The 19,641-nt window shown below is 43.1% G+C and carries 20 protein-coding genes and 2 tRNA genes; 9 read left to right on the forward strand and 13 right to left on the reverse strand.

Annotation, left to right across the window (positions count from 1 at the left end):
- Positions 1 to 85 precede the first annotated feature (85 nt).
- The 5 genes from BW716_RS37155 to BW716_RS30390 all read left to right on the forward strand — a co-directional run bounded on the left by BW716_RS37155 (position 86) and on the right by BW716_RS30390 (position 3,849).
- Positions 86 to 256, forward strand: coding sequence for a hypothetical protein (locus BW716_RS37155; protein WP_179091338.1), 171 nt, complete (start codon positions 86 to 88; stop codon positions 254 to 256).
- A gap of 61 nt (positions 257 to 317) precedes the next feature.
- Positions 318 to 390 (forward strand) — tRNA-Ile (locus tag BW716_RS30370).
- 51 nt (positions 391 to 441) lie between these two features.
- Positions 442 to 927, forward strand: a complete 486-nt coding sequence (locus tag BW716_RS30375; protein WP_083729836.1) for a ribonuclease H-like YkuK family protein — start codon at positions 442 to 444, stop codon at positions 925 to 927.
- A 495-nt stretch (positions 928 to 1,422) separates the two neighbouring features.
- Positions 1,423 to 3,057: a carboxylesterase/lipase family protein gene (locus BW716_RS30385; RefSeq protein WP_083729838.1), complete on the forward strand. Its 1,635-nt coding sequence runs from the start codon at positions 1,423 to 1,425 to the stop codon at positions 3,055 to 3,057.
- Positions 3,058 to 3,099: 42 nt separating this feature from the next.
- Positions 3,100 to 3,849: a hypothetical protein gene (locus BW716_RS30390; RefSeq protein WP_083729839.1), complete on the forward strand. Its 750-nt coding sequence runs from the start codon at positions 3,100 to 3,102 to the stop codon at positions 3,847 to 3,849.
- 1 nt (position 3,850) lies between these two features.
- Here BW716_RS30390 and BW716_RS30395 read toward each other — a convergent pair whose 3' ends face one another.
- Entirely contained in the window at positions 3,851 to 4,510 is a 660-nt protein-coding gene (locus BW716_RS30395; protein ID WP_083729840.1) for a hypothetical protein, read from the reverse strand.
- 27 nt (positions 4,511 to 4,537) lie between these two features.
- Between BW716_RS30395 and BW716_RS30400 the strand changes: the two genes are divergently transcribed.
- Positions 4,538 to 4,984, forward strand: coding sequence for a hypothetical protein (locus BW716_RS30400; RefSeq protein ID WP_143709129.1), 447 nt, complete (start codon positions 4,538 to 4,540; stop codon positions 4,982 to 4,984).
- A 167-nt stretch (positions 4,985 to 5,151) separates the two neighbouring features.
- Here BW716_RS30400 and BW716_RS30405 read toward each other — a convergent pair whose 3' ends face one another.
- The 3 genes from BW716_RS30405 to BW716_RS30415 form a co-directional block, all read right to left on the reverse strand.
- On the reverse strand, positions 5,152 to 5,976 hold the full coding sequence (locus tag BW716_RS30405; RefSeq protein ID WP_083729842.1) for an alpha/beta fold hydrolase: 825 nt from the start codon (positions 5,974 to 5,976) through the stop codon (positions 5,152 to 5,154).
- Between the two features lie 303 nt (positions 5,977 to 6,279).
- The gene (locus BW716_RS30410; protein ID WP_083729843.1) at positions 6,280 to 6,942 is read right to left on the reverse strand and encodes a CPBP family intramembrane glutamic endopeptidase; all 663 of its coding nucleotides are present in this window, start codon (positions 6,940 to 6,942) and stop codon (positions 6,280 to 6,282) included.
- 280 nt (positions 6,943 to 7,222) lie between these two features.
- Positions 7,223 to 8,017, reverse strand: coding sequence for a hypothetical protein (locus tag BW716_RS30415; protein ID WP_083729844.1), 795 nt, complete (start codon positions 8,015 to 8,017; stop codon positions 7,223 to 7,225).
- Positions 8,018 to 8,101: 84 nt separating this feature from the next.
- Between BW716_RS30415 and BW716_RS30420 the strand changes: the two genes are divergently transcribed.
- Positions 8,102 to 8,791 (forward strand): hypothetical protein, encoded by a 690-nt coding sequence (locus tag BW716_RS30420; protein ID WP_083729845.1) that lies wholly within the window; start codon positions 8,102 to 8,104, stop codon positions 8,789 to 8,791.
- A gap of 44 nt (positions 8,792 to 8,835) precedes the next feature.
- Here the strand turns inward: BW716_RS30420 and BW716_RS30425 are convergent, their stop codons facing one another.
- Positions 8,836 to 9,789 carry an SDR family NAD(P)-dependent oxidoreductase gene (locus BW716_RS30425; protein ID WP_083729846.1) on the reverse strand — a complete coding sequence of 318 codons (954 nt, stop codon included), beginning with the start codon at positions 9,787 to 9,789 and terminating at the stop codon, positions 8,836 to 8,838.
- Positions 9,790 to 9,889: 100 nt separating this feature from the next.
- Here BW716_RS30425 and BW716_RS30430 point away from each other — a divergent pair, with 100 nt between their 5' ends.
- A complete protein-coding gene (locus BW716_RS30430; protein WP_083729847.1) occupies positions 9,890 to 10,798 on the forward strand; it encodes an AraC family transcriptional regulator in 909 nt (302 codons plus the stop codon).
- A 237-nt stretch (positions 10,799 to 11,035) separates the two neighbouring features.
- On the opposite strand, the gene BW716_RS30440 is transcribed toward BW716_RS30430, so the two are convergent.
- The 8 genes from BW716_RS30440 to hflX all read right to left on the reverse strand — a co-directional run bounded on the left by BW716_RS30440 (position 11,036) and on the right by hflX (position 17,548).
- Positions 11,036 to 11,707 carry a dihydrofolate reductase family protein gene (locus BW716_RS30440; protein ID WP_083729849.1) on the reverse strand — a complete coding sequence of 224 codons (672 nt, stop codon included), beginning with the start codon at positions 11,705 to 11,707 and terminating at the stop codon, positions 11,036 to 11,038.
- A gap of 319 nt (positions 11,708 to 12,026) precedes the next feature.
- Entirely contained in the window at positions 12,027 to 12,662 is a 636-nt protein-coding gene (locus tag BW716_RS30445) for a hypothetical protein (RefSeq protein ID WP_083729850.1), read from the reverse strand.
- 134 nt (positions 12,663 to 12,796) lie between these two features.
- Entirely contained in the window at positions 12,797 to 13,393 is a 597-nt protein-coding gene (locus tag BW716_RS30450) for an AAA family ATPase (RefSeq protein ID WP_143709130.1), read from the reverse strand.
- Positions 13,394 to 13,615: 222 nt separating this feature from the next.
- Positions 13,616 to 13,987 (reverse strand): hypothetical protein, encoded by a 372-nt coding sequence (locus BW716_RS30455; protein WP_083729852.1) that lies wholly within the window; start codon positions 13,985 to 13,987, stop codon positions 13,616 to 13,618.
- A gap of 99 nt (positions 13,988 to 14,086) precedes the next feature.
- Positions 14,087 to 14,160: transfer RNA gene (locus BW716_RS30460), tRNA-Asn, on the reverse strand.
- Positions 14,161 to 14,226: 66 nt separating this feature from the next.
- Positions 14,227 to 15,804 (reverse strand): glycosyltransferase family 39 protein, encoded by a 1,578-nt coding sequence (locus tag BW716_RS30465; protein ID WP_235643978.1) that lies wholly within the window; start codon positions 15,802 to 15,804, stop codon positions 14,227 to 14,229.
- 184 nt (positions 15,805 to 15,988) lie between these two features.
- The gene (locus BW716_RS30470) at positions 15,989 to 16,327 is read right to left on the reverse strand and encodes a Rieske 2Fe-2S domain-containing protein (protein WP_083729853.1); all 339 of its coding nucleotides are present in this window, start codon (positions 16,325 to 16,327) and stop codon (positions 15,989 to 15,991) included.
- A gap of 6 nt (positions 16,328 to 16,333) precedes the next feature.
- Complete coding sequence (gene hflX / locus BW716_RS30475; RefSeq protein WP_235643979.1) at positions 16,334 to 17,548, reverse strand: GTPase HflX; 1,215 nt, start codon at positions 17,546 to 17,548, stop codon at positions 16,334 to 16,336.
- Positions 17,549 to 17,610: 62 nt separating this feature from the next.
- On the opposite strand from hflX, the gene BW716_RS30480 reads away from it, so the two are divergent.
- Positions 17,611 to 19,617: a S9 family peptidase gene (locus tag BW716_RS30480; protein ID WP_083729856.1), complete on the forward strand. Its 2,007-nt coding sequence runs from the start codon at positions 17,611 to 17,613 to the stop codon at positions 19,615 to 19,617.
- The last annotated feature ends 24 nt before the right edge of the window (positions 19,618 to 19,641 follow it).

Genomic DNA, 19,641 nt, shown 5'->3' on the forward strand with positions numbered 1-19,641 from the left:
GCAAGAAATTGCGGGGCTTTTTTCATTTACAAACCGACAAAAATTAATGCGCATGCAAATGCAGTTGATATCCATACAATTCTTTATGCTAGCCGATCTACAAAGATCAGGCATATGGGAAGCGTATGCACATATATCAACAGTTGGGAAAAGTGGAAGTATTGGATTTGGTGCACCAGTTGGTGATGATTGTAAAGAAAATGATAGCGAGCGCGAGCCGGAAATATATCAACGACCTAGTTATATCTGGACATAATTAACAATTATGTGCTCAGTTAAAAAAACCCGGTCGTTACCAAACGGCCGGGTTTTTTTATTGGCCTGTGGCGCAACGGTTAGCGCGGTTGCCTTATACGCAAACGGTTACTGGTTCAAGTCCAGTCAGGCCAACAAACAAGAATGTAAAAAAGAAAAAACGCAAACAACAAACATGACGTAGCCATGGAAACTGTAAGAAGCTGGAGAAGGCTCAATGGTATGAAAATCACAAGCCCCATCGAAGATGAAATTGAGAAAGTACTGTCTGCCGAAAGTGGCGACGGCAATGCACTGAAAGTGTGTATAGGTACAGATAGTCAGAAGAAGGGAAAGGTCGTGGAATTCGCCACCGTGATCGTTTTCCTGAGGAAAGGTAAAGGTGGATTCATGTATATACTGCATGATTCTTCTATCCGCAGGATGAGTATAAAGGAAAGGATGCTCGCAGAAGTAGGCAAGAGTATAGAAGTTGCTTATTCACTGTGTCACCTCTTTACTAAGTACAGTGTAGATATGGAAGTACACGCTGACATCAATACGAATCCAGCTTTTAAAAGTAACGATGCGCTGAAAGAAGCGATGGGTTATATCACAGGAATGGGATTCACCTTCCGGGCTAAGCCTCATGCTTTTGCAAGTACAAGTTGTGCGAATAAAATTGTTCATTAATCAATTCAATATAATGATCTACCTAACTAACTTTATTTATGTAGACCTTAGTTTCGCTGGGAACGAAACAGTTGATAAAATTACTGCCAGGACCGGATCTGACCCCAGATCAACTGATGGATCCAAGCTGGCGCCAACAAGCATGCACTGGGGTGCAGGTCTTGTTGATAACGGTGGAGTACCAATGCCTTCAGGGTATAGGACTCTACCTATCCCCAAGTGGTCTGGATAGTAATTTATCGGGCAAGTAATTTCACTTCACCTTTAAAATAAGATTTACTTATATGGTGTATGGCCTGAATACTGATACCAATATCCTGTAAGATATTGGGCCAGTATTCAGGGCCTTTGCCAAAAAATGTATACTGCTGCCAATACAAGCTATTGGAGTAGGATTTTTTTTATCTCATAAAAAGCATATACGCCGGCAAGAAATTTTCATACAATCGCGTTCATTAATTGCGTACATTAAATCTACATTATAACCCGAGCAATATGAAAAGAGTTCTTTTGACACTAGGCGTGCTGGTACAATTGGCCTCTCTGAATTCATTTAGTCAGATAAAAGATCAGATCACCATTCACAATGGTATCGTTCAGGGAGTACGGGAACCGGGATCACCTATTCTAATCTTCAAAGGCATCCCTTATGCCCAGCCACCTGTCGGCCCTCTCAGATGGAAAGAGCCACAACCCGCTAAAAACTGGAAAGGCATACGCAAAGCAGACCACTTTGGTCACAATGCGATGCAGAAAAACATCTTTGGCGATATGTCTTTCCGCTCATCAGGCATGAGCGAGGACTGTCTCTACCTCAATGTATGGACACCGTCCAAAACAGGTAAGGAAAAACTACCTGTATTAGTCTATTTCTACGGCGGCGGCCTCGCTGCCGGCGATGGGTCAGAACCACGTTACGATGGCGCCAGCATGGCGAAAAAAGGCATTGTAGCCATTACCGTCAATTACCGCCTCGGTATCTTTGGCTTCTTCTCGCATCCTGACCTGACACAGGAATCCCCTCACCACTCTTCCGGTAACTACGGCTATCTCGATCAGCATGCCGCCCTGGAATGGGTACGTGACAATGTCGCTGCCTTTGGTGGCGATCCAAATAAAGTGACCATCGCAGGCGAATCTGCAGGTTCTATCTCCGTATCCGTACACATGGCCTCTCCGCTCTCCAAAGGGCTCATAGCAGGCGCAATAGGGGAGAGCGGCGCTGCCATCAACCCTACATTGTACCCTGTACCACTGGCAGAAGCAGAAGCACATGGTACCTCATTCGCAGAAAAGATGAATGCCAACAATCTGGATGAACTCAGGGCTATTCCCGCAGAGAAACTGCTGGACTCTGTATTCTCCGTGGCCACACCTTACTCCTCTGCAACTATCGATGGCTATCTTATTCCCCGCTCACTACCTGAAATCTTCGAAGCAGGCGAGCAGGCACAGGTTCCCCTGCTGGTAGGATGGAATTCCGCAGAAGTACCTTTTCAGGCGATTATGAAGGCAGAAGCGCCTTCGCCTGATAACTTTAAAAAGTTAGTCAGCCAAACATTCGGAGATAAAGCTTCCGGCATCCTGGAGCTATATCCTGCCAATAGCGAGGAAGAAACCATTCGCTCTGCTACCGCATTGGCCAGCGATCGCTTTATCGTATACAGCACCTGGAAATGGGCAGATCTGCAGGTCAAAACCAGCGGTCAACCCGTATACCGGTATATATTTTCACGTATCCGCCCGGCTATGACTCCTAAAATGGGTAACGCCACCCCTGGCCTTGCCGGAGGTGTAAAAAAAGGCGATAACTCTAAACCAGCGCCTCCTAAATACCCTACCGTAGGTGCATCGCACGCTTCTGAAATCGAATATGCCCTGGGTAATCTTTATAGCAATAAAGTATATGCCTGGACGGCTGATGACTACAAAGTATCTGCTACCATGCTGGATTACTTCGCCAATTTCATCAAAACCGGCAATCCCAATGGCAATGGCTTACCATTATGGGAACCCATCACCAAAAACAGTAAGCGTATCAACTACATGGATATCAATGTAAAGAGTGAACTGAAAGAAGAAACAGACAGAGAACGATATCTTTTCCTCGATAAGCTTTATATGAAATAAAAAAATCCCGGTTACATGTAACCGGGATTTTATCTTCGCGCCATGAAATTCCTCTACCTGCTGCCTTTTTTTGGAATCCTCATAGCCTGTGGACACACTTCCAGCCCTCCGGAAGAAGTGTTTGCTTTCGATTATGAACTGCTGGAAAACCTATACCACCAGAGTGATTCCGTGATTGTACATGGCGATACGGTAGAGACGATCAGCTATTCTTTGGATACCACCGTCATCCAAACAGGCATTTTCGCCTATATGCAGCATGATTTCGAGATCTATGCACCTCCGAAGCTGATTGTACTCACAAGGAGGGCACAGGCATTAAAAAAACAGGGAAAAGACGCTACGGATGCGTTCAGGGAAATAGTAATCAATTATCCGGCAGAACTCGAAGAACGGCTCTATGAAACCTCAGACATGAACGATTATTGCCAGATTTCTGTCAATACCGCCATGCTGGGCGCTTATGCCAATGAGCAACTCAAAGACATCGATTCTGCTATCAATATATTAAAGCCACAATTGGATAATGTGGAATCCTGGAGCTCGAGAATCCATGAAATGTATATCAGGCTATGTGTGGAGCGGTATGGTAAAGAAAAGGTGATCCAGGAGCTGGAAAACTGCAGAGCAACACTGGCGCATACGGATACTCAACCAGAAATTGCCGAATGGGCGGTGACGGTATTCGGGGCAAGAATAGGGGATACGGGAATGAATGGCATGACACCCGAAGAAGCAGAAGCAGCTATCGATGAAATAGTGATCAATGATATCTGTAAACTGGTTAACTAAATTAAGCATCTTCAAACATCGTTCCTTTCAACCAATATCCATAACCATCTATCGCCATCAACAATTCTTTCTTTAAACGCAGGAATTCCGTAGTATCGATCTCACCATTCAAACGCCTTTCTTCAAGTGCCTCCATATCCAGTTTCTTTTGTTTGCGCTTTTGGGCATATCCAAACAACTCTGCATCCTTTTTTCTTTTTTCAATATACCCCTCAGTTTGCAAATATTGATTGGGCTGGTCTGTAACCCTTTCCAGTGTATATCCACCCCTTTCAATACCGATCAACTTCTGGTATTGCAAAGTAGGTTGTTGCCGCACGAACATTTCGAATCCGTCACTGATAAATGATATATCTCCATTACGTGTAATGATCGTCCAATTGTGCCCGGATCTTTCAATATAATCAATCTGAAACCCATCACTCCTTACTACATCCATATCGAATCTTAACTCCCTGATTTGCTTAAACACAAACGTACAGGGAGCTATCCAGAAAGTAAACCTGAATCCTTTTACCGCTGGTTCATTAGATTTAAAAATATAATCTATATCCAGTTCCAGATCTCCCGTCATGGCCATCTCATATATGGTCACGTCATGCCAGTTCATTTTATCAAAATCCACTTCAGTCCAGATTGGCTTTTCTAAAATATATTCCATGCTGTATATTACATAAAAATTAACCCTTTGATAAAAAAATTACTTGCCCGTCCTTATCATCTGTTTTTGCTGATGGCAGTCGTTCTGTTCGTCTTATCCTTCTTTCATTTCAATAACTCAGTAGATTTTCATGTACATGATACCTATTATGTCATGAATGTTCCTTCTATTTACTGGGGCCTATCGCTATTCTTTTTGCTTTTCTGGATGATCTATCACTTCAGCTATCGGTTATTAAGCAATAAACTTATTTGGTGGCATCTCATGGGCATTATAATTTCCATTGCTGCAATTATTCTGTTTGGTCGATACCAATTATCCGGCATTAGGCATTATTATCAATACTCCAACTTTGAACAGGTTAACACCTATCAACAGATAGGACGAATCATTGCGGTAACCATTATTGCCATTCAATTCCTTTATCCCATCAACCTGGTACTAGGGCTAATAAAACGTTTCAAAAAGTGGTAATCCTATACTATTTCTATACTCATCCTATACTTCTTCTATACTATTTCTATACTTGTTCTATACTCATTCTATACTGCTAAAAGCTCGCTACAATACTCCTTCTATACTTAAAACAAAAAAAGGCAACCATCTCTGATTGCCTTCTTCTATTGGACTTGATTCTTCTACTATCCCTTGATAAATTCTAATAGATCCTTATTAATAGTCGCCGCTTCTGTCGTTGGCATACCATGCGGGAAACCCGGATAAGTGATCAGCTTACCATTCTTCAGCAACTTAGCCGCCTTTAAAGCAGTGATCTGGTAAGGTACAATCTGATCATCTTCCCCATGCATTACGAGCACAGGCACCTCTACACTCTTCAGATCTTCTGTAAAATCAGTTTCTGAAAAAGCCTTGATACAGTCATAATGAGCCTTGATACCGCCCATCATACCCTGACGCCACCAATTATCTTTCACACCCTGCTTTACATCTGCACCTTCACGATTATAACCAAAGAACGGAGTCGGGAAATCATGGAAATACTGTGCTCTGTTAGTACCAGTACCTACACGAATTTCATCGAATACAGACAATGGAACACCATCAGGATTGCTCTCTGTCTTCACCATAATAGGCGTTACAGCACTGATCAGTACTGCTTTCGCCACACGACCGTTACCACCATGTTTAGCCACATAGCGGATCACTTCACCACCTCCGGTAGAGTGGCCAATGTGAATCGCATTTTTCAGATCCAGTGCTTTGGTCAGTTCTGCCACATCTTCTACATAAGTATCCATTTCATTGCCGGTAGCTGTCTGTGTAGAACGGCCATGCCCTCTGCGGTCATGTGCAATGACTCTGTAGCCTTGTTCAACGAAGAACAGCATTTGTAGATCCCAGTCATCAGAAGATAAAGGCCAACCATGATGAAATACAATTGGCTGTCCGGTACCCCAATCTTTGTAATAAATCTCTGTACCGTCTTTAACTATAATCTTACTCATATTGCAGTTTTGTTTAGCTTTTTTGTGATAACTAAAGTTACTTCGAAATTAGATTGGGAAATGCCCAAGTAACATGCCATATTATCGGTTTTCTTGTCCGATTCATGGCTTATTTTAAGAAGCCTTAAAACACCCGTTGCTACAAAGAATAATATGATCAAAAATGATAATGGGCAAGGCTAAATATTTTCGTCTCCTGTTTGCGCTATAAACAAACAATGCAAAGCAGAATAACAAATCTATAGAACATAAAATACTACAGTACTTTCACAAGTATATTCAAAACGGGGTTCAAGGAACAAATTATAGCTTAACCTTTTTATAAAATTTCTTCAAATACCATGCAGTAAAAAGTGGCAATGCAAAGATCTGTAATAAGAATACCAGCAAAGAAGGAATTCCTGTTAATCCTGCACTACTGCCTTTGACGAATGACTGCTTTCCCAATGGTCCTTCCGAAAAAACAAGAATATTGATAAGGTTCCATCCTAAGTGTAATCCTATGGGTAAATACATGGTTTGCGTATTTGCAAAAGCATACGCCAGCGTTAAACCGATTATACCGGTAATCACCAACACCAATAAAGCCGTACCCGGATTACCATATACTTCATAAGAAAAGATGTGATAGATACCAAAGCATAATGCAGATAATATACATGCCTTGGTGATGCCTAGTTTCCTGATAGCAATATAGAGCAAAGCACCTCTGAATGCCAGCTCTTCAAATAAAACTGATTTTAATACCCACCAGATTACATTTATTGAAATCATTTTATGAAGCCTCCAATGAATGGTAGTGAGCATATGATACACCGTACAGCAAATAGCCGCTCCCAGTAATCCATACCCCAGGTCCCGCATTCTTTTGGGTTGAATACCGATACCCAAAACAGTGAGATGTTTCTTTTCAAAAAACCAGAGTAATAACCATGAAATGATCAGCTCGACTATAATACCAACCATGTATATGTTTAATTTTTAAATCTAAAATTCTTATGTTGCTTTGTGAATTATTTATTATCAACAACCTATGCTTCTGAATGTACCTGGCTTTAAATTAACATAAAGCCATATCAACACCACACCAAACACCGCCACGACGCTGGCTACTCCGGTAGAATTACAGACAGCGGGCGGATCGTTATTCAAAAGAACTGGTATACCACCGTAAGTGTACAAAAATGCATACATCGTAAAATGGAAAAATTTAGGGACAACGCCAGCCAGCGCAGACATTCATCTGTTAGGGATTTTCTGTGTCCGAATGCGACTCCCTGATCTTTGTTGTGAATGGGATGATCTGCATTTCAGTCAATTCGTTTTTTAATTGAGTAGCGTACCTGTGTGCGAATTCCTCCCGTTCGCTGGCAGGTATGCTTCTATATAGCCCCCATCGTTGATCCCATGCATCATAGCCTTCATCCTCATTTCCAGGGCGCTCCACCACTGTCAGGTAATGTACATAATGCCCTATTTCATGCGGCAGGCTCCTATATAATTGTGTGTTCCGCACATGCTCCGGTGTCAACTCTGCCGTCAGCGACCTGCCATCGTCTACGAAAGGATGTCCATCTTCTTTGAGCCGGTTTATTTCTTTTTGATCATTTAACGCAAGGGATCTGGCCCATTTCAGTGGCTTTGTATAATCGGCAGCTTCCAGAATAATAGCAGGCCCGTAATTCTTTTCAAACTCATACGAATACATCAGCCGTCCCCATACAGGAGATAGTATATTTTCCTTTCTTTTGGGCTGACGGAGTATGATGAATTTCAGACCTTTACAATCTTCAGGAGTAATGTGCTCAATTAATGTTGTAATATCTTCAATAGAACAGGCATGCTGTGAATCAGATCTTGTTTCTTCTACTACAAACAGGAGCTCATTCCCATTGATGGCCACCTCATGTTTCGTATAATTCCCCAGACGTTCATAAAAGCCCTTCAGGTCTGGACTACGGGGAATAGTCAGCTTATTAGCCTGACCATGGCCCTGCTTTTTAGTACCGATATTCCTATTTCTTCTTGACGGGTTGAACATAAAACAAGTATACAAAAACAGGACGACAATCATGATACATCACTGATACAAAAAGTTTACTTTTAGGGTCCAAATACCTATGATATGTTTAAGACAAAAGAACCTGAAACTTTTGAGCTGGTAAACATTGATCCGGATGATATTACCTTCTTCATTCCGGAAATTGAAGCTTATTTCAGGATCCATTTTTATGAGGAAGAATTACTCAGGGTATCCACATTCGGTAATCTCTGTGACCTTATTGTCAACAAGTTAGAAGAGAAAGAAACCAATGACTGTACCACCCAACAGGCATTCTACAGAATCCGAAAGGCAATCATGGAGGGGCAACTATATGATCAACATAAATTGAGTCCCAATACCACGCTGGAAGAATTATTCCCTCTCAAACAAAGATATCAGCTGATCGAAAAATTTGAATCCCATTTAGGCTTTAAAGTGCAGCTGCTTGAACCCGGAAAAGGGTGGCCGTTATTCATAGGTCGATTCGCACTTCTTGTATCCGTCGTTACCCTGTTCTGTTCTATACTGGTCGGATTTGCAGGCATTATCCTTTCCATGGCCATCATTGCACTTGCAATAATGCCGGGCAACAAACTTGCAATAAAAACAGTGAGAGAACTGGCAGAAAAGATCGCTATGGAGAACTATAATCAAATAAGGCGTACTCCTTCCTCCGTCGATCAGCAAGCAATCGTTATAAAAGTAAAGGACCTCTTCAGGAAACAATTCGGCTTAGAAGATTACGCGCTCACAAGAGACGCAAGGTTTTAGAACGACAGCATTGAGAGGGTATTACCCTCCCAATCCTTCATCACTTACATCCCGGTTAGTTGTGCAGAAAGCTCCCAAAGGCGCTTTGCCTGCTCAGGATCAATGGCATACGGTCTTACACCTGTCAAAGTCGTTTCCACTGAAACGTCCGCAATATTGCAGTCCTCACAATATACCCCGCCAAGCCCTTCCAGCAATGGCGAAGTGGCCGCCCATACCTGTGTCGCAGCGCCCTGTTCCGGCGTTTTAAAAGTCGGATCTACCACCTTTCCTTCCTGGTCAACCCAGCCCCTATTGACCATTTCATCATTGGTTAAGAATCGCTGAAGCGGCGTGAAAATTTTTCCGGGATGAAGCGAAAATGCACTGATACCAACGTCTTTCCCCAATTCATCTAAGTGAACTGCAAATAATGCATTGGCAGTTTTGGATTGTCCATAGGCCTGCCATTTATCATACCCTTCATTAAAATGTAAATCATGCCAGCGGATGGCAGAATTCTGATGACCGGCAGACGAAACGGCAATCACTCTTGCACCGCCAATTAACGCAGGCCATAGATGATTAACCAGCGCAAAATGTCCCAGGTGGTTGATGGCGAATTGCGATTCCCAACCATTTCCTATACGACGTTCAGGACAAGCCATGATACCAGCACTGTTGATGACGATATCAATATGCTTTTCTTTGAACAGAATAGTATTTGCAAATGCCCGCACACTATTCAGATCGGCTAAATCCAGCTGGCCTACCTCAATACCAGATGACCCATTGAAGCCTGGCAATCCATTGAAGGTTGCTCTTGCAGCATGAACATCTTTCGCTCCGACAATAATGCGGGCGCCAGCCTCAGATAAGGCACGACTGGTAGCTAGTCCCAAACCAGAATGACCACCGGTAACGACAACAGTTTTTCCATGTAAGTCCAAACCGGTTAGCACATCACTCGCTGTGGAGCTTTTATCGTAAGGACATATAATCGGGTGTTGTTGACTCATTGTAATTCGTTATTATTGAACTCTAAATTACTATGACTGAGCTAGACGATCTATACACTTCAGTCCAAAATACTTATTCAATCGTCTAAGTTTTTAGCTTATGGATGTATTATCAGATGTATTGACCTTTCTCAGACCACAAACGTTTGTATCCGCAGGATTAGATGCGGGTAAAGAGTGGGCCATCCAATTTCCAGGGCATGAAGGAATTAAATTCAATGCAGTATTAAAGGGCAGTTGTTACTTACAGGTGGATGGTGACGAAAATGTATATCACTTAAATGCGGGTGATTGCTTTTTACTCACCAGCGGAAAGCCATTTGCGATGGGTTCGGATCTATCAATCCCGAAAATCCACTCAGACACGATTTATAAACATGCAAAAGAGGGCATTGCCACATGCAATGGGGGAGGCAGTTTATTCCTGACAGGGGCACGCTTTCATTTCAATGATCAATCCGCAAAATTGCTTTTTGGGCAACTTCCGCCAGTCGTCTATGTCCCTGAAAAATATGATCAGGCAGCAGTACTGAGATGGGGAATTGAGCGATTCACGACCGAGTTCCGGTCAGAACGGTTTGGCAGAAGAACCATCCTTGAACACCTGGCACCGATCATGCTGGTGCAGACATTACGCATATATATGTCTTCTCCTGATGCCAAAAATCAGGGATGGTTTGCGGCCGCTGTTCATCCCAACCTAGGGGCGGTTATGCAAGCGATACATAGCAGCCCTCAGGAGAAATGGACAGTGGAAAAGCTGAGTGAGATAGCGTTTATGTCCCGCTCAGGATTTGCATTGAAATTTAAGCAGATCATTGGTCAGGCGCCATTGGAATATTTAACGCATTGGCGAATGTTTATGGCAGCAGAATCCCTGAAAAGCACAGGCCTTGCAATATCCGAAATTGCTTTGTCAGTTGGGTACGAGTCAGAGAGTTCGTTTAGTGCTGCTTTTAAGAAGGTAATGGGCGTACCTCCAAGGGCTTATAAAGGAATCAGCCATTAAATAACCGGTTCCGTTTTATCTCACGGCCTTTTCTCAATAAGACAGCATGATAAACGGTGGGTACATCATTGTACCAGTTTCTGATAATAAACAGGATCAATATGATCTCTAACCGGGTGGCTAATCCAAAATAGAAGCAGCATTGAAATAAGATGCCGGCATTACAGCTCAGCATGATTTGAATAATTGAAGCCAGTATTGTCAACGCCCATATTTTGGATGCGATGGCATGAGTGGCTACTTTTGGTCATCCTCCTTCTTCCATTTCTTCCTCCTTGCCATTTCCTGCTCACTCACCTCATTCGACACATATGATCCCACCCTCACTTCTCCATCCGGCTCATATCTCGCGACAATCACCCCGGTAGTCGAAATCCCTGACTCCGTCATTTTCCATTGCTGCGCAGCCGTGCCGTCTGCAAATAACTTCTTCCCTTTCCCCAAAGTGATTGGGTATATCCATGTATACAGCACATCCACCAATTGATTCGCAAACAACGTCTGTGCTAATCCACCACTACCATGCACCAGCAAATTCGGACCATCCTGTTCTTTCAATTTCTTCAATTCATTCACCACATCCTTACTAATCAATGTCGAATGCGCCCACGAAGTATCGATAGGCGTAGTCGCCACCACATACTTATTGATTTGATTGAACCTCTCACCAATCGGATTATTGCCATTATAAGGCCAGTAGGCTGCAAATATCTCATAAGTCCGCCGCCCCAGCAACAAATCAAATGGTTCCGCCATAATTTTAGTTAGCGCATTTTTCGTCAGCTCATCCGAATACCCGAACTGCCATCCTCCCCATTTGAATCCATTTGTAGTATCTTCTTCCGGTCCACCTGGTGCTTGCAGTACACCATCCATCGTCAGAAATGTAGTTACAATTATTTTTCGCATGGCTTGTATTTTTATTAACTTAAAGCTAATGCTCTTTAAAAAAATGAATGGGGTAGGAGTGCGACAATTATACTGGCTGCTTGCGACAATATATTAGCAGAACTTTTGAATACTCTCCCTGATGCATTTATTACTATTGCGGGAGGGAAAGCTGCATCCTATTATCACTTACCGTGATTCCAGCGAATTTGTTGATAGATAGAAGCAGAAAGATTGTAAGTATGAATATTATGATGGGAAGTTGAAAGGGTTACTGAATGGAGGAGTCAACTAGTATTCCTTTATCAGCATTTTCAAAAAAGTCAGCCAATTGATCTGCTTACTTCGCTGAGTTAATTAACTCTTTATAAGTTGTGGGCCAATATTCGTCTAACCAGTAATATCCATTATCTTTTTTTATTTGCGGCTCTATTAACGCCCACAACTCAAGGAACTTTTCGGGTTGCATCGCAAATGAACGACTTGCCCCTTCTATAAAATACAAGCATTGGCTATATGACCAATTTTTGTCAGACTCATAAAGTCGCATAAAATAAGGATCCAAAACTCTTTTAGACAATTTGAAATACAATTCGAAGCAGGAGGGAGGGTATTCGCCAAAACTAATTTGATGAAATATAAGATCATATAGCGTATGGGGTAACCAAAGAATATGGTGATCCCTAAACACCTCTTCACTTTCAAATACCACAATAGCTTGCAGTAACATCATCTCAAGAATAGTCCCCCATTCTTCTATGTAATCATAACAGAAAAAACATTCACCTCTCAATAATTCAGCCAGGTTAGCCAGGTTTCGATACTCTTTGTTTTCCGCATGTTGCCTGATTATTTGAATCAGGATATGGCTATTCTGCTTTATAATTTCTTCTGAATATTCAGTTACACCGGGGCTGATGACTTTCCCTTCCCTAAGAAACTGTTTTATCCAGATTTGGTATTGTTGGAAATTCATTGATTGTAGGGATTACTATTTAAGAATATTTCAGACTAAAGTAGAGATATTAATACTCGTTCGCAAATTGTATAAAACAACAAAAAGGCCTGCATTTCTGCAAGCCTGCATTTTTTCGCTAAAAGGAGAATTATCTAACCAATTGCTGGATCCTGATATGCTTTTTTCCCAAATTCATTATAATAATCCACTTTAAAATCGTTCCGCAAAATATCATTTGGATCGTCGCCTATTGGAGATATTCCTCTTCGTACTCTAACGTTCCCATTTTCGTCATAATATAAGATGAATCGTTCTTCTGGTTTAAATGCTGCAGCTATGAATGGAGAATGTGTAGCAACAATAAATTGCGCTTTAGGGGCAATTGGTCTATAGTTGGAAATTAAATCAATTTGAATATCCGGGAACAGAGATCGATCTGGTTCATCAATAAGAATTATCGCATCATCCGTATTCAATTGCATCAAAGGAAATAGGGTAAGCAATAACCCTTTTGTACCTGTGCTTAATCCGGAAAATGGAATAACCTCGTCTTTAACCTTAGATTTTATAGGTACATTATATTCGGTATTTATCAAATCAACTTCCAGATTTAATTTTTCTAATATCGGATTAACGTAATCAGCAAAAGCTTTTATGGGGTTATCGTTCGCCTCTGCCCACCTCTTATATTCTTCATTTAGCTTATTTAAATCGGCTAATACACCCTTGTTAATAAGCTCGGAAGCCATTTGGGTGAACTTTTTTCGATAATCCAATATTTTCTCAAGTAAAGAAACCAAACCCCTTCATCGATATCGTGCAAAAATTCATAAACATAGTCTTGAGTTTTATTTAAGGGCTCATGCTTACGGATGTTACTTTCTGCTAAAGCAGCATTGATATTAATGGGGTTTTGCTGAAAAATTTCTATAGCAGATTTTGAAATTATCTCAGAACTAAAATATAATAATTTAAGCGCATCTAGTACACCACTTACAGCTCCCCCCAGACGATGGTAATTCAGGGATAACATTACCATTAATGTAAATCCTATTCCCCTGAGTTTTAATTAAATCACTTGGGCTTAAATAATCAATCTCCCCATCAAAATTTAATCCGTCGTATATATCTAAATAATTATTACAAAGCTTTGCGTTACGAAGACTTATCAAATTATCTTTTATCAATTCTAATATCCCCGTTTTCCCGGTTGCACTTTGGCCAATAAAACATATTTTCTCCAAAGGCATTCCAGATTTTTCATGCCCTTCCGGATAAGTGAAATCAAAAATCAGTTGATTTAAATGTCTGAAAGACTTTATATCGAGTTTCTTGATCTTCATAATCAGCGATTATAATGGGTGATGGAGGCCTAATAACTAAGCTATCAAATTTACATAAAACAAAAAAGGCCTGCATCACTGCAAGCCTTTTCTCTTTCGCTCCCCCTTCAGGACTTGAACCTGAGACCCTCTGATTAACAGTCAGATGCTCTAACCAACTGAGCTAAGGAGGAGTGTTTTCCCCGTTTCGGGATTGCAAAGATAGGAATTTTTTTATTCCTCCAAAATATTTTTTAAAATTATTTTACCAAAACCAATAAACGCTCTCCCACTGCCCCTTTCCTCGTTGAAAAATTCACAAACTCACCATCCAACTTCGTCACCGGAAAATGCGAAAACGACTTCACTACCTCACACGTATGCCCCTGCACATTTAACGAATCTACCTGATCCCTCGTCGTATACACCAACACCGGCGGCTGCAACAACGTATCCGACCTCAACACCGGCGCATCCAGATAAAAATTAAACGCATAAGAATTCGCCTTATACAACAACACCGCCCCTCCACGCAAATGCTCATTCGCATAAAACGCCGCCGAACTCCCACTCTGATACCCCAACACATCCGGATAAAACAACCCATTCAAAAACAAATTCAATACCACCGACATCAAACACGTCCTGAAAAATACCTTCTCCACCTTCACCATAAAAAACACCACTAACACTGCCACTATCAACCCCACAAAAACCCAATTAATTTGAGGCCGGTATAAAGCCCATAATCCCACTATCGCCACCGCCATGATACTAATAATCACCTTTTGCGTAATCACGAAAAATTTCGGCTTATTTAGCGAAAGTATATACTGCGCCGTGAGTATCGCAAAAAACGGAAAAATGATATTCAGATAATGCGGCAACTGAAACTTCGACAAACTAAACAACACAAACGTCGACAACGCCCCGCTGATACAATAAAATTCCACAGCTACCTTCCGCTTCCTGATAAACTCTACTACCGCCGCATACAACATCACCGACCACGGCAAAAATGCCCACAATACCGTATGAAAAAAGAAGGAAGGATCACCAGAACCCTTAATAGGGCCCGTATTCATAAACCTTCCAAACTGACTATCCCAAAAGAAAAACCGAATACCAGATACCCCTGTTCGCCCAAATACCACCTTCTCCGGATGCGCATCAAACTGTGTATACAACGCATACAACTCCGGCGTGATAAACACCAATACCAACACCCCCACTATCAACCACCGGTAATGAAACAACTCCTTCCACTGCTTCGTAAATATATACTGCCCAGCTATCGCACCCCCCACCGGCACTAACGCAAACGGACCCTTGGTCATCACCGCACATGCTGTAAACAAAGCCCCCAGCAATAACCGGCGCTTATATAAAAAGTAAACAGCACCAATGATCAAACCGGTCAGATAAGGCTCTGCCCGTACATCCGTACTGGATATCACCAGGTGCTCCGCCGTCAGTAATATACATACCGACCACCGCGCCACCTTCTCACCATAAAGATCAAAGGCAAAACGATACGTAAAGTATACCCCCATCATCAAAAAGAGAAAGGCAGGCAACTTGTATGCAAATGTATTAATCCCGAAAATCTGATAGCTAAAAGCCATCATCCAGAAAGGAAAGTGAGGTTTGTCCAGCCACTCCTGACCATCCGCAAATAAATTCAGATAATCATGATGCTGCACCATATACTTCGCAATACCAGCATACAATGCACCATCGGGCTCCATAATTGTAACAGACAATCCTGTCATATGCATGAAGATAAGCAGGCCAATGATCCACCAGCTTATCTTCTTCTCAGAGAAGTTATCAGACATGCGCAAATATTACATCGCTGAAGCTAAATAGCAAGGTCTTTAATAGAAATTTAACACGGCTACCAAATACAATCTGGCTTTCAACCGCAACCTTCCAAATAAATAGGGCCTTACCTCCTCTCCCCACAAAAACCACCCTCCCTACCATCCAAACAACCCCAACTTTTCAATCAGGGCCCCCTCTCTACCACCCAAACAACCCTGTCTTCTCCATCCCCAAATACCACCCATCCTCCCGCTTTTCAATCGGATACGTCTTCAAAAAATACCCTTCCCCACTGGTATTCCGCCCATTCTTCACACTAAACCTATACCTGTGCAACGGACATACCACATTCCCATCCTCATCTACCCACCCATCCGCCATCACACCACTGGCATGCGGACACTTATACGCAAACGCATACAAAGCCCCTTCATACCTGGTAAAAGAGATCTTTTTCCCCTCTACCTCCAGTATGGTCAGATCCTTCTCGCCAATCCCCGGATCGGCAAAACGATGCCATGTATACGTCTTCGCCATAAAAAATTAATAGAAGAATTCTGTTTTATAAGGATAACGCTCCCGATACAGCTGTGCCACCTTATCCATGATCGTCTTTCGCAACTCATCGATGTTCTGACGTTCCAGCGCAGAGATGAACACACAATTCCCCTGTGTCCTGGTTTCCCAATCACTTTTCAACTGGGCAAGTATATCCTGCTTCACATCATCCGCCAACCACTTGTCGAAAGTATTCTTCTCGTACAGATCCATCTTGTTAAAGATCATGATGGTCGGCTTGTCAAACGCTTTCAGCTCCTGCAGGGTGCGGTTCACCACCTCTACCTGATCCTCATACTGCGGGTGAGAAATGTCTACCACATGCAGTAAGATATCACTTTCCCTCACCTCATCCAATGTAGACTTAAAGCTCTCTACCAGGTGGTGAGGGAGTTTACGGATAAACCCTACCGTATCACTCAGCAGGAAAGGCGTCTGTTCAAACACTACCTTACGGGTAGTCGTATCCAGGGTCGCAAACAGCTTATTTTCTGCAAATACCTCACTCTTCGCCAGCGTGTTCATAATGGTGCTCTTACCTACGTTGGTATACCCCACCAGTGCCACACGGATAAACTCCCCACGGTCCTTACGCTGTGTAAGTGATTGTTTGTCAATCTCCAACAACCTCTTCCTCAACAGAGAGATCTTATCCTTCACAATACGACGGTCCGTTTCAATTTCCGTTTCACCCGGACCACGGCTACCAATACCACCTCCCTGTCTTTCCAGGTGACTCCACATACCCCTCAGTCTTGGTAATATATACTGGTACTGAGCCAGTTCAACCTGCACCTTGGCCTGTGCTGTACGAGCCCTGCGGGCGAAGATATCCAGTATCAGGTCACTGCGGTCTATCACCTTTATTTTCAATACATCCTGTATATTAGATATCTGGGAACCAGTCAGTTCATCATCAAAGATGACCAGGTTGATATTTCTCCCTTGCACAAAGTCTCTTATTTCTTCCAGCTTTCCCTTTCCTACGAAAGTTGCTCTGTCAGGATGCTGCAGTTTTTGGGTAAACCTTTTAACAGTCGTAGCGCCGGCCGTCTCTGCCAGGAACACCAGCTCATCCAGATACTCCTGTACCTGACGCTCGTTTTGCTGCTCCTTGTGTATCAACCCCACGATTACCACCCGCTCTTCCTGCTCAACAATTTGTTTTTTCTCAATCAATGTCTGTAATAATTTTAGCAAAGGTAAGAAAAGGCATCAGACTAACATTTTTCCTACTTTTAGCGTCCAAACAAAATCTGAACATGCATAAACCTCTTTTGTTAACATCACTATTCATCACAACTATGGCAATGGCCCAGGAGAAAATGACACCTGAACGGCTCTGGCAACTGGGCAGAGTGAGCGGGGAATCAGTTACAACAGATGGAAAGTCTGTAATTTTTAGCGTGTCCAACTATAACATCGCTGAAAACAAAAGTGAAAAGAACCTCTGGTCCATCCCTGTGACCGGTGGCGCTGCCAAACAGCTCACCACCACCCCGGGAGGCGAAGGAGACGTAAGTACCCTGCCTGGCAACAAAATCGGCTACTCCCTCAAAGGACAATGGTGGGAAATGAACGCCGATGGCAGTGGCGCTACCCAAAAAACACACGGAGAAGAAGCGCTGTCAAACATCCGCATCTCTCCCGATGGCAAATACATCCTCTTTTCTAAAGAAGTAAAACTCCAGAAGGTAAGCGGTGCTGACCACTATCCTGACCTGCCAAAATCCAATGTGCAGATCTACGATAACCTGAACTACCGCCACTGGGATACCTGGGAAGACGGTAACTTCCAGCACGTTTTCTACGCCACTTATGAAGATGGCAAAATCGGCACCCCTGTCGATATCATGCCGGACGAACCCTACGATTGTCCGACCATGCCATTCGGTGGTGCTGAAGATATGATCTGGAGCCCCGACAGCAAAAGCATCATTTATGTCACCAAAAAGAAGGTAGGAAAGGAGTACGCCCTTAGCACCAACACCGACATTTACGAATACAACCTCGCTGACAAAACCACTAAAAACCTCTCTGAAGCTAATAAAGGATACGATGTGAGCCCGGCTTTCAGCCCTGACGGCAAATCCCTCGCATGGCTCTCCATGGCCCACGATGGTTACGAATCCGACAAAAACGACATCACTATCCTGGATCGCAGCACCGGCACCAAAACCAATCTGACCAAAGACTGGGACAACACCGTCGCTTCTTTCCACTGGAGCAAAGATGGCAAACAACTCTTCTTTCTCGCAGTGATCAAAGGCACTGAACAGCTGCACGAACTCACCCTGGCTTCAAAAGCAATCCGCCAGGTAACCACCGGCGACTTCGACATCTCCGGCATCGTAGGTCAGGCGGGCAATACCCTGGTAGTAGCCCGCACAGATATGAACCATGCCGCAGAGCTCTTTACCGTAGCCCTGCCAAAAGGTACTATCACTCCACTCACCAGCGTGAACAAAGCCATCTATGACAATACGGCCATGTGTAAAATAGAAAAGCGCTGGACCAAAACTACCGATGGCAAGGACATGCTGAGCTGGGTGATCTATCCGCCTAACTTTGATCCAAACAAGAAATATCCCACCCTGCTGTATTGCCAGGGTGGCCCTCAGTCTGCTGTATCACAATTCTATTCTTTCCGCTGGAACTTCCAGCTCATGGCATCTCAAGGCTATATTATCGTGGCACCTAACCGCCGTGGTATGCCAGGTCATGGCGTGGAGTGGAATGCAAGCATCAGTAAAGACTGGGGTGGTCAGCCGATCCGCGACTACCTGAGCGCCATCGACGATGTAAGTAAAGAAGCATATGTAGACAAGACCCGACTGGGTGCAGTAGGCGCCAGCTATGGCGGTTACTCTGTATACATGCTGGCTGGTGTACACGAAAACCGCTTCAAAACCTTTATCGCCCATGATGGTCTCTTTGATCTGAAAAGCTGGTATGGTACTACCGAAGAACTGTTCTTCGCCAACTGGGATATCGGCGCTTACTTCGATCCTGCAAATGCCAATGCTTACAAGCAATTCAACCCAAGTGAATACGCGAATAAGTGGAATACACCTATCCTCATCATCCAGGGTGGGGTTGACTTCCGCGTACCGATCGAACAGGGTTTACAGGCTTTCCAGCTCGCACAGCTGAAAGGGATTAAGAGCAAACTACTCTACTTCCCTGAAGAAAACCACTGGGTGCTGAAAGCACAAAACGCCATGGTATGGCAACGTGAATTCTTCAAATGGCTCACTGAAACTTTATAATACCAAAGAGCGTGTATTCTATGT

The organism is [Flexibacter] sp. ATCC 35208, from assembly GCF_001975825.1.
Lineage (GTDB): Bacteria > Bacteroidota > Bacteroidia > Chitinophagales > Chitinophagaceae > Chitinophaga.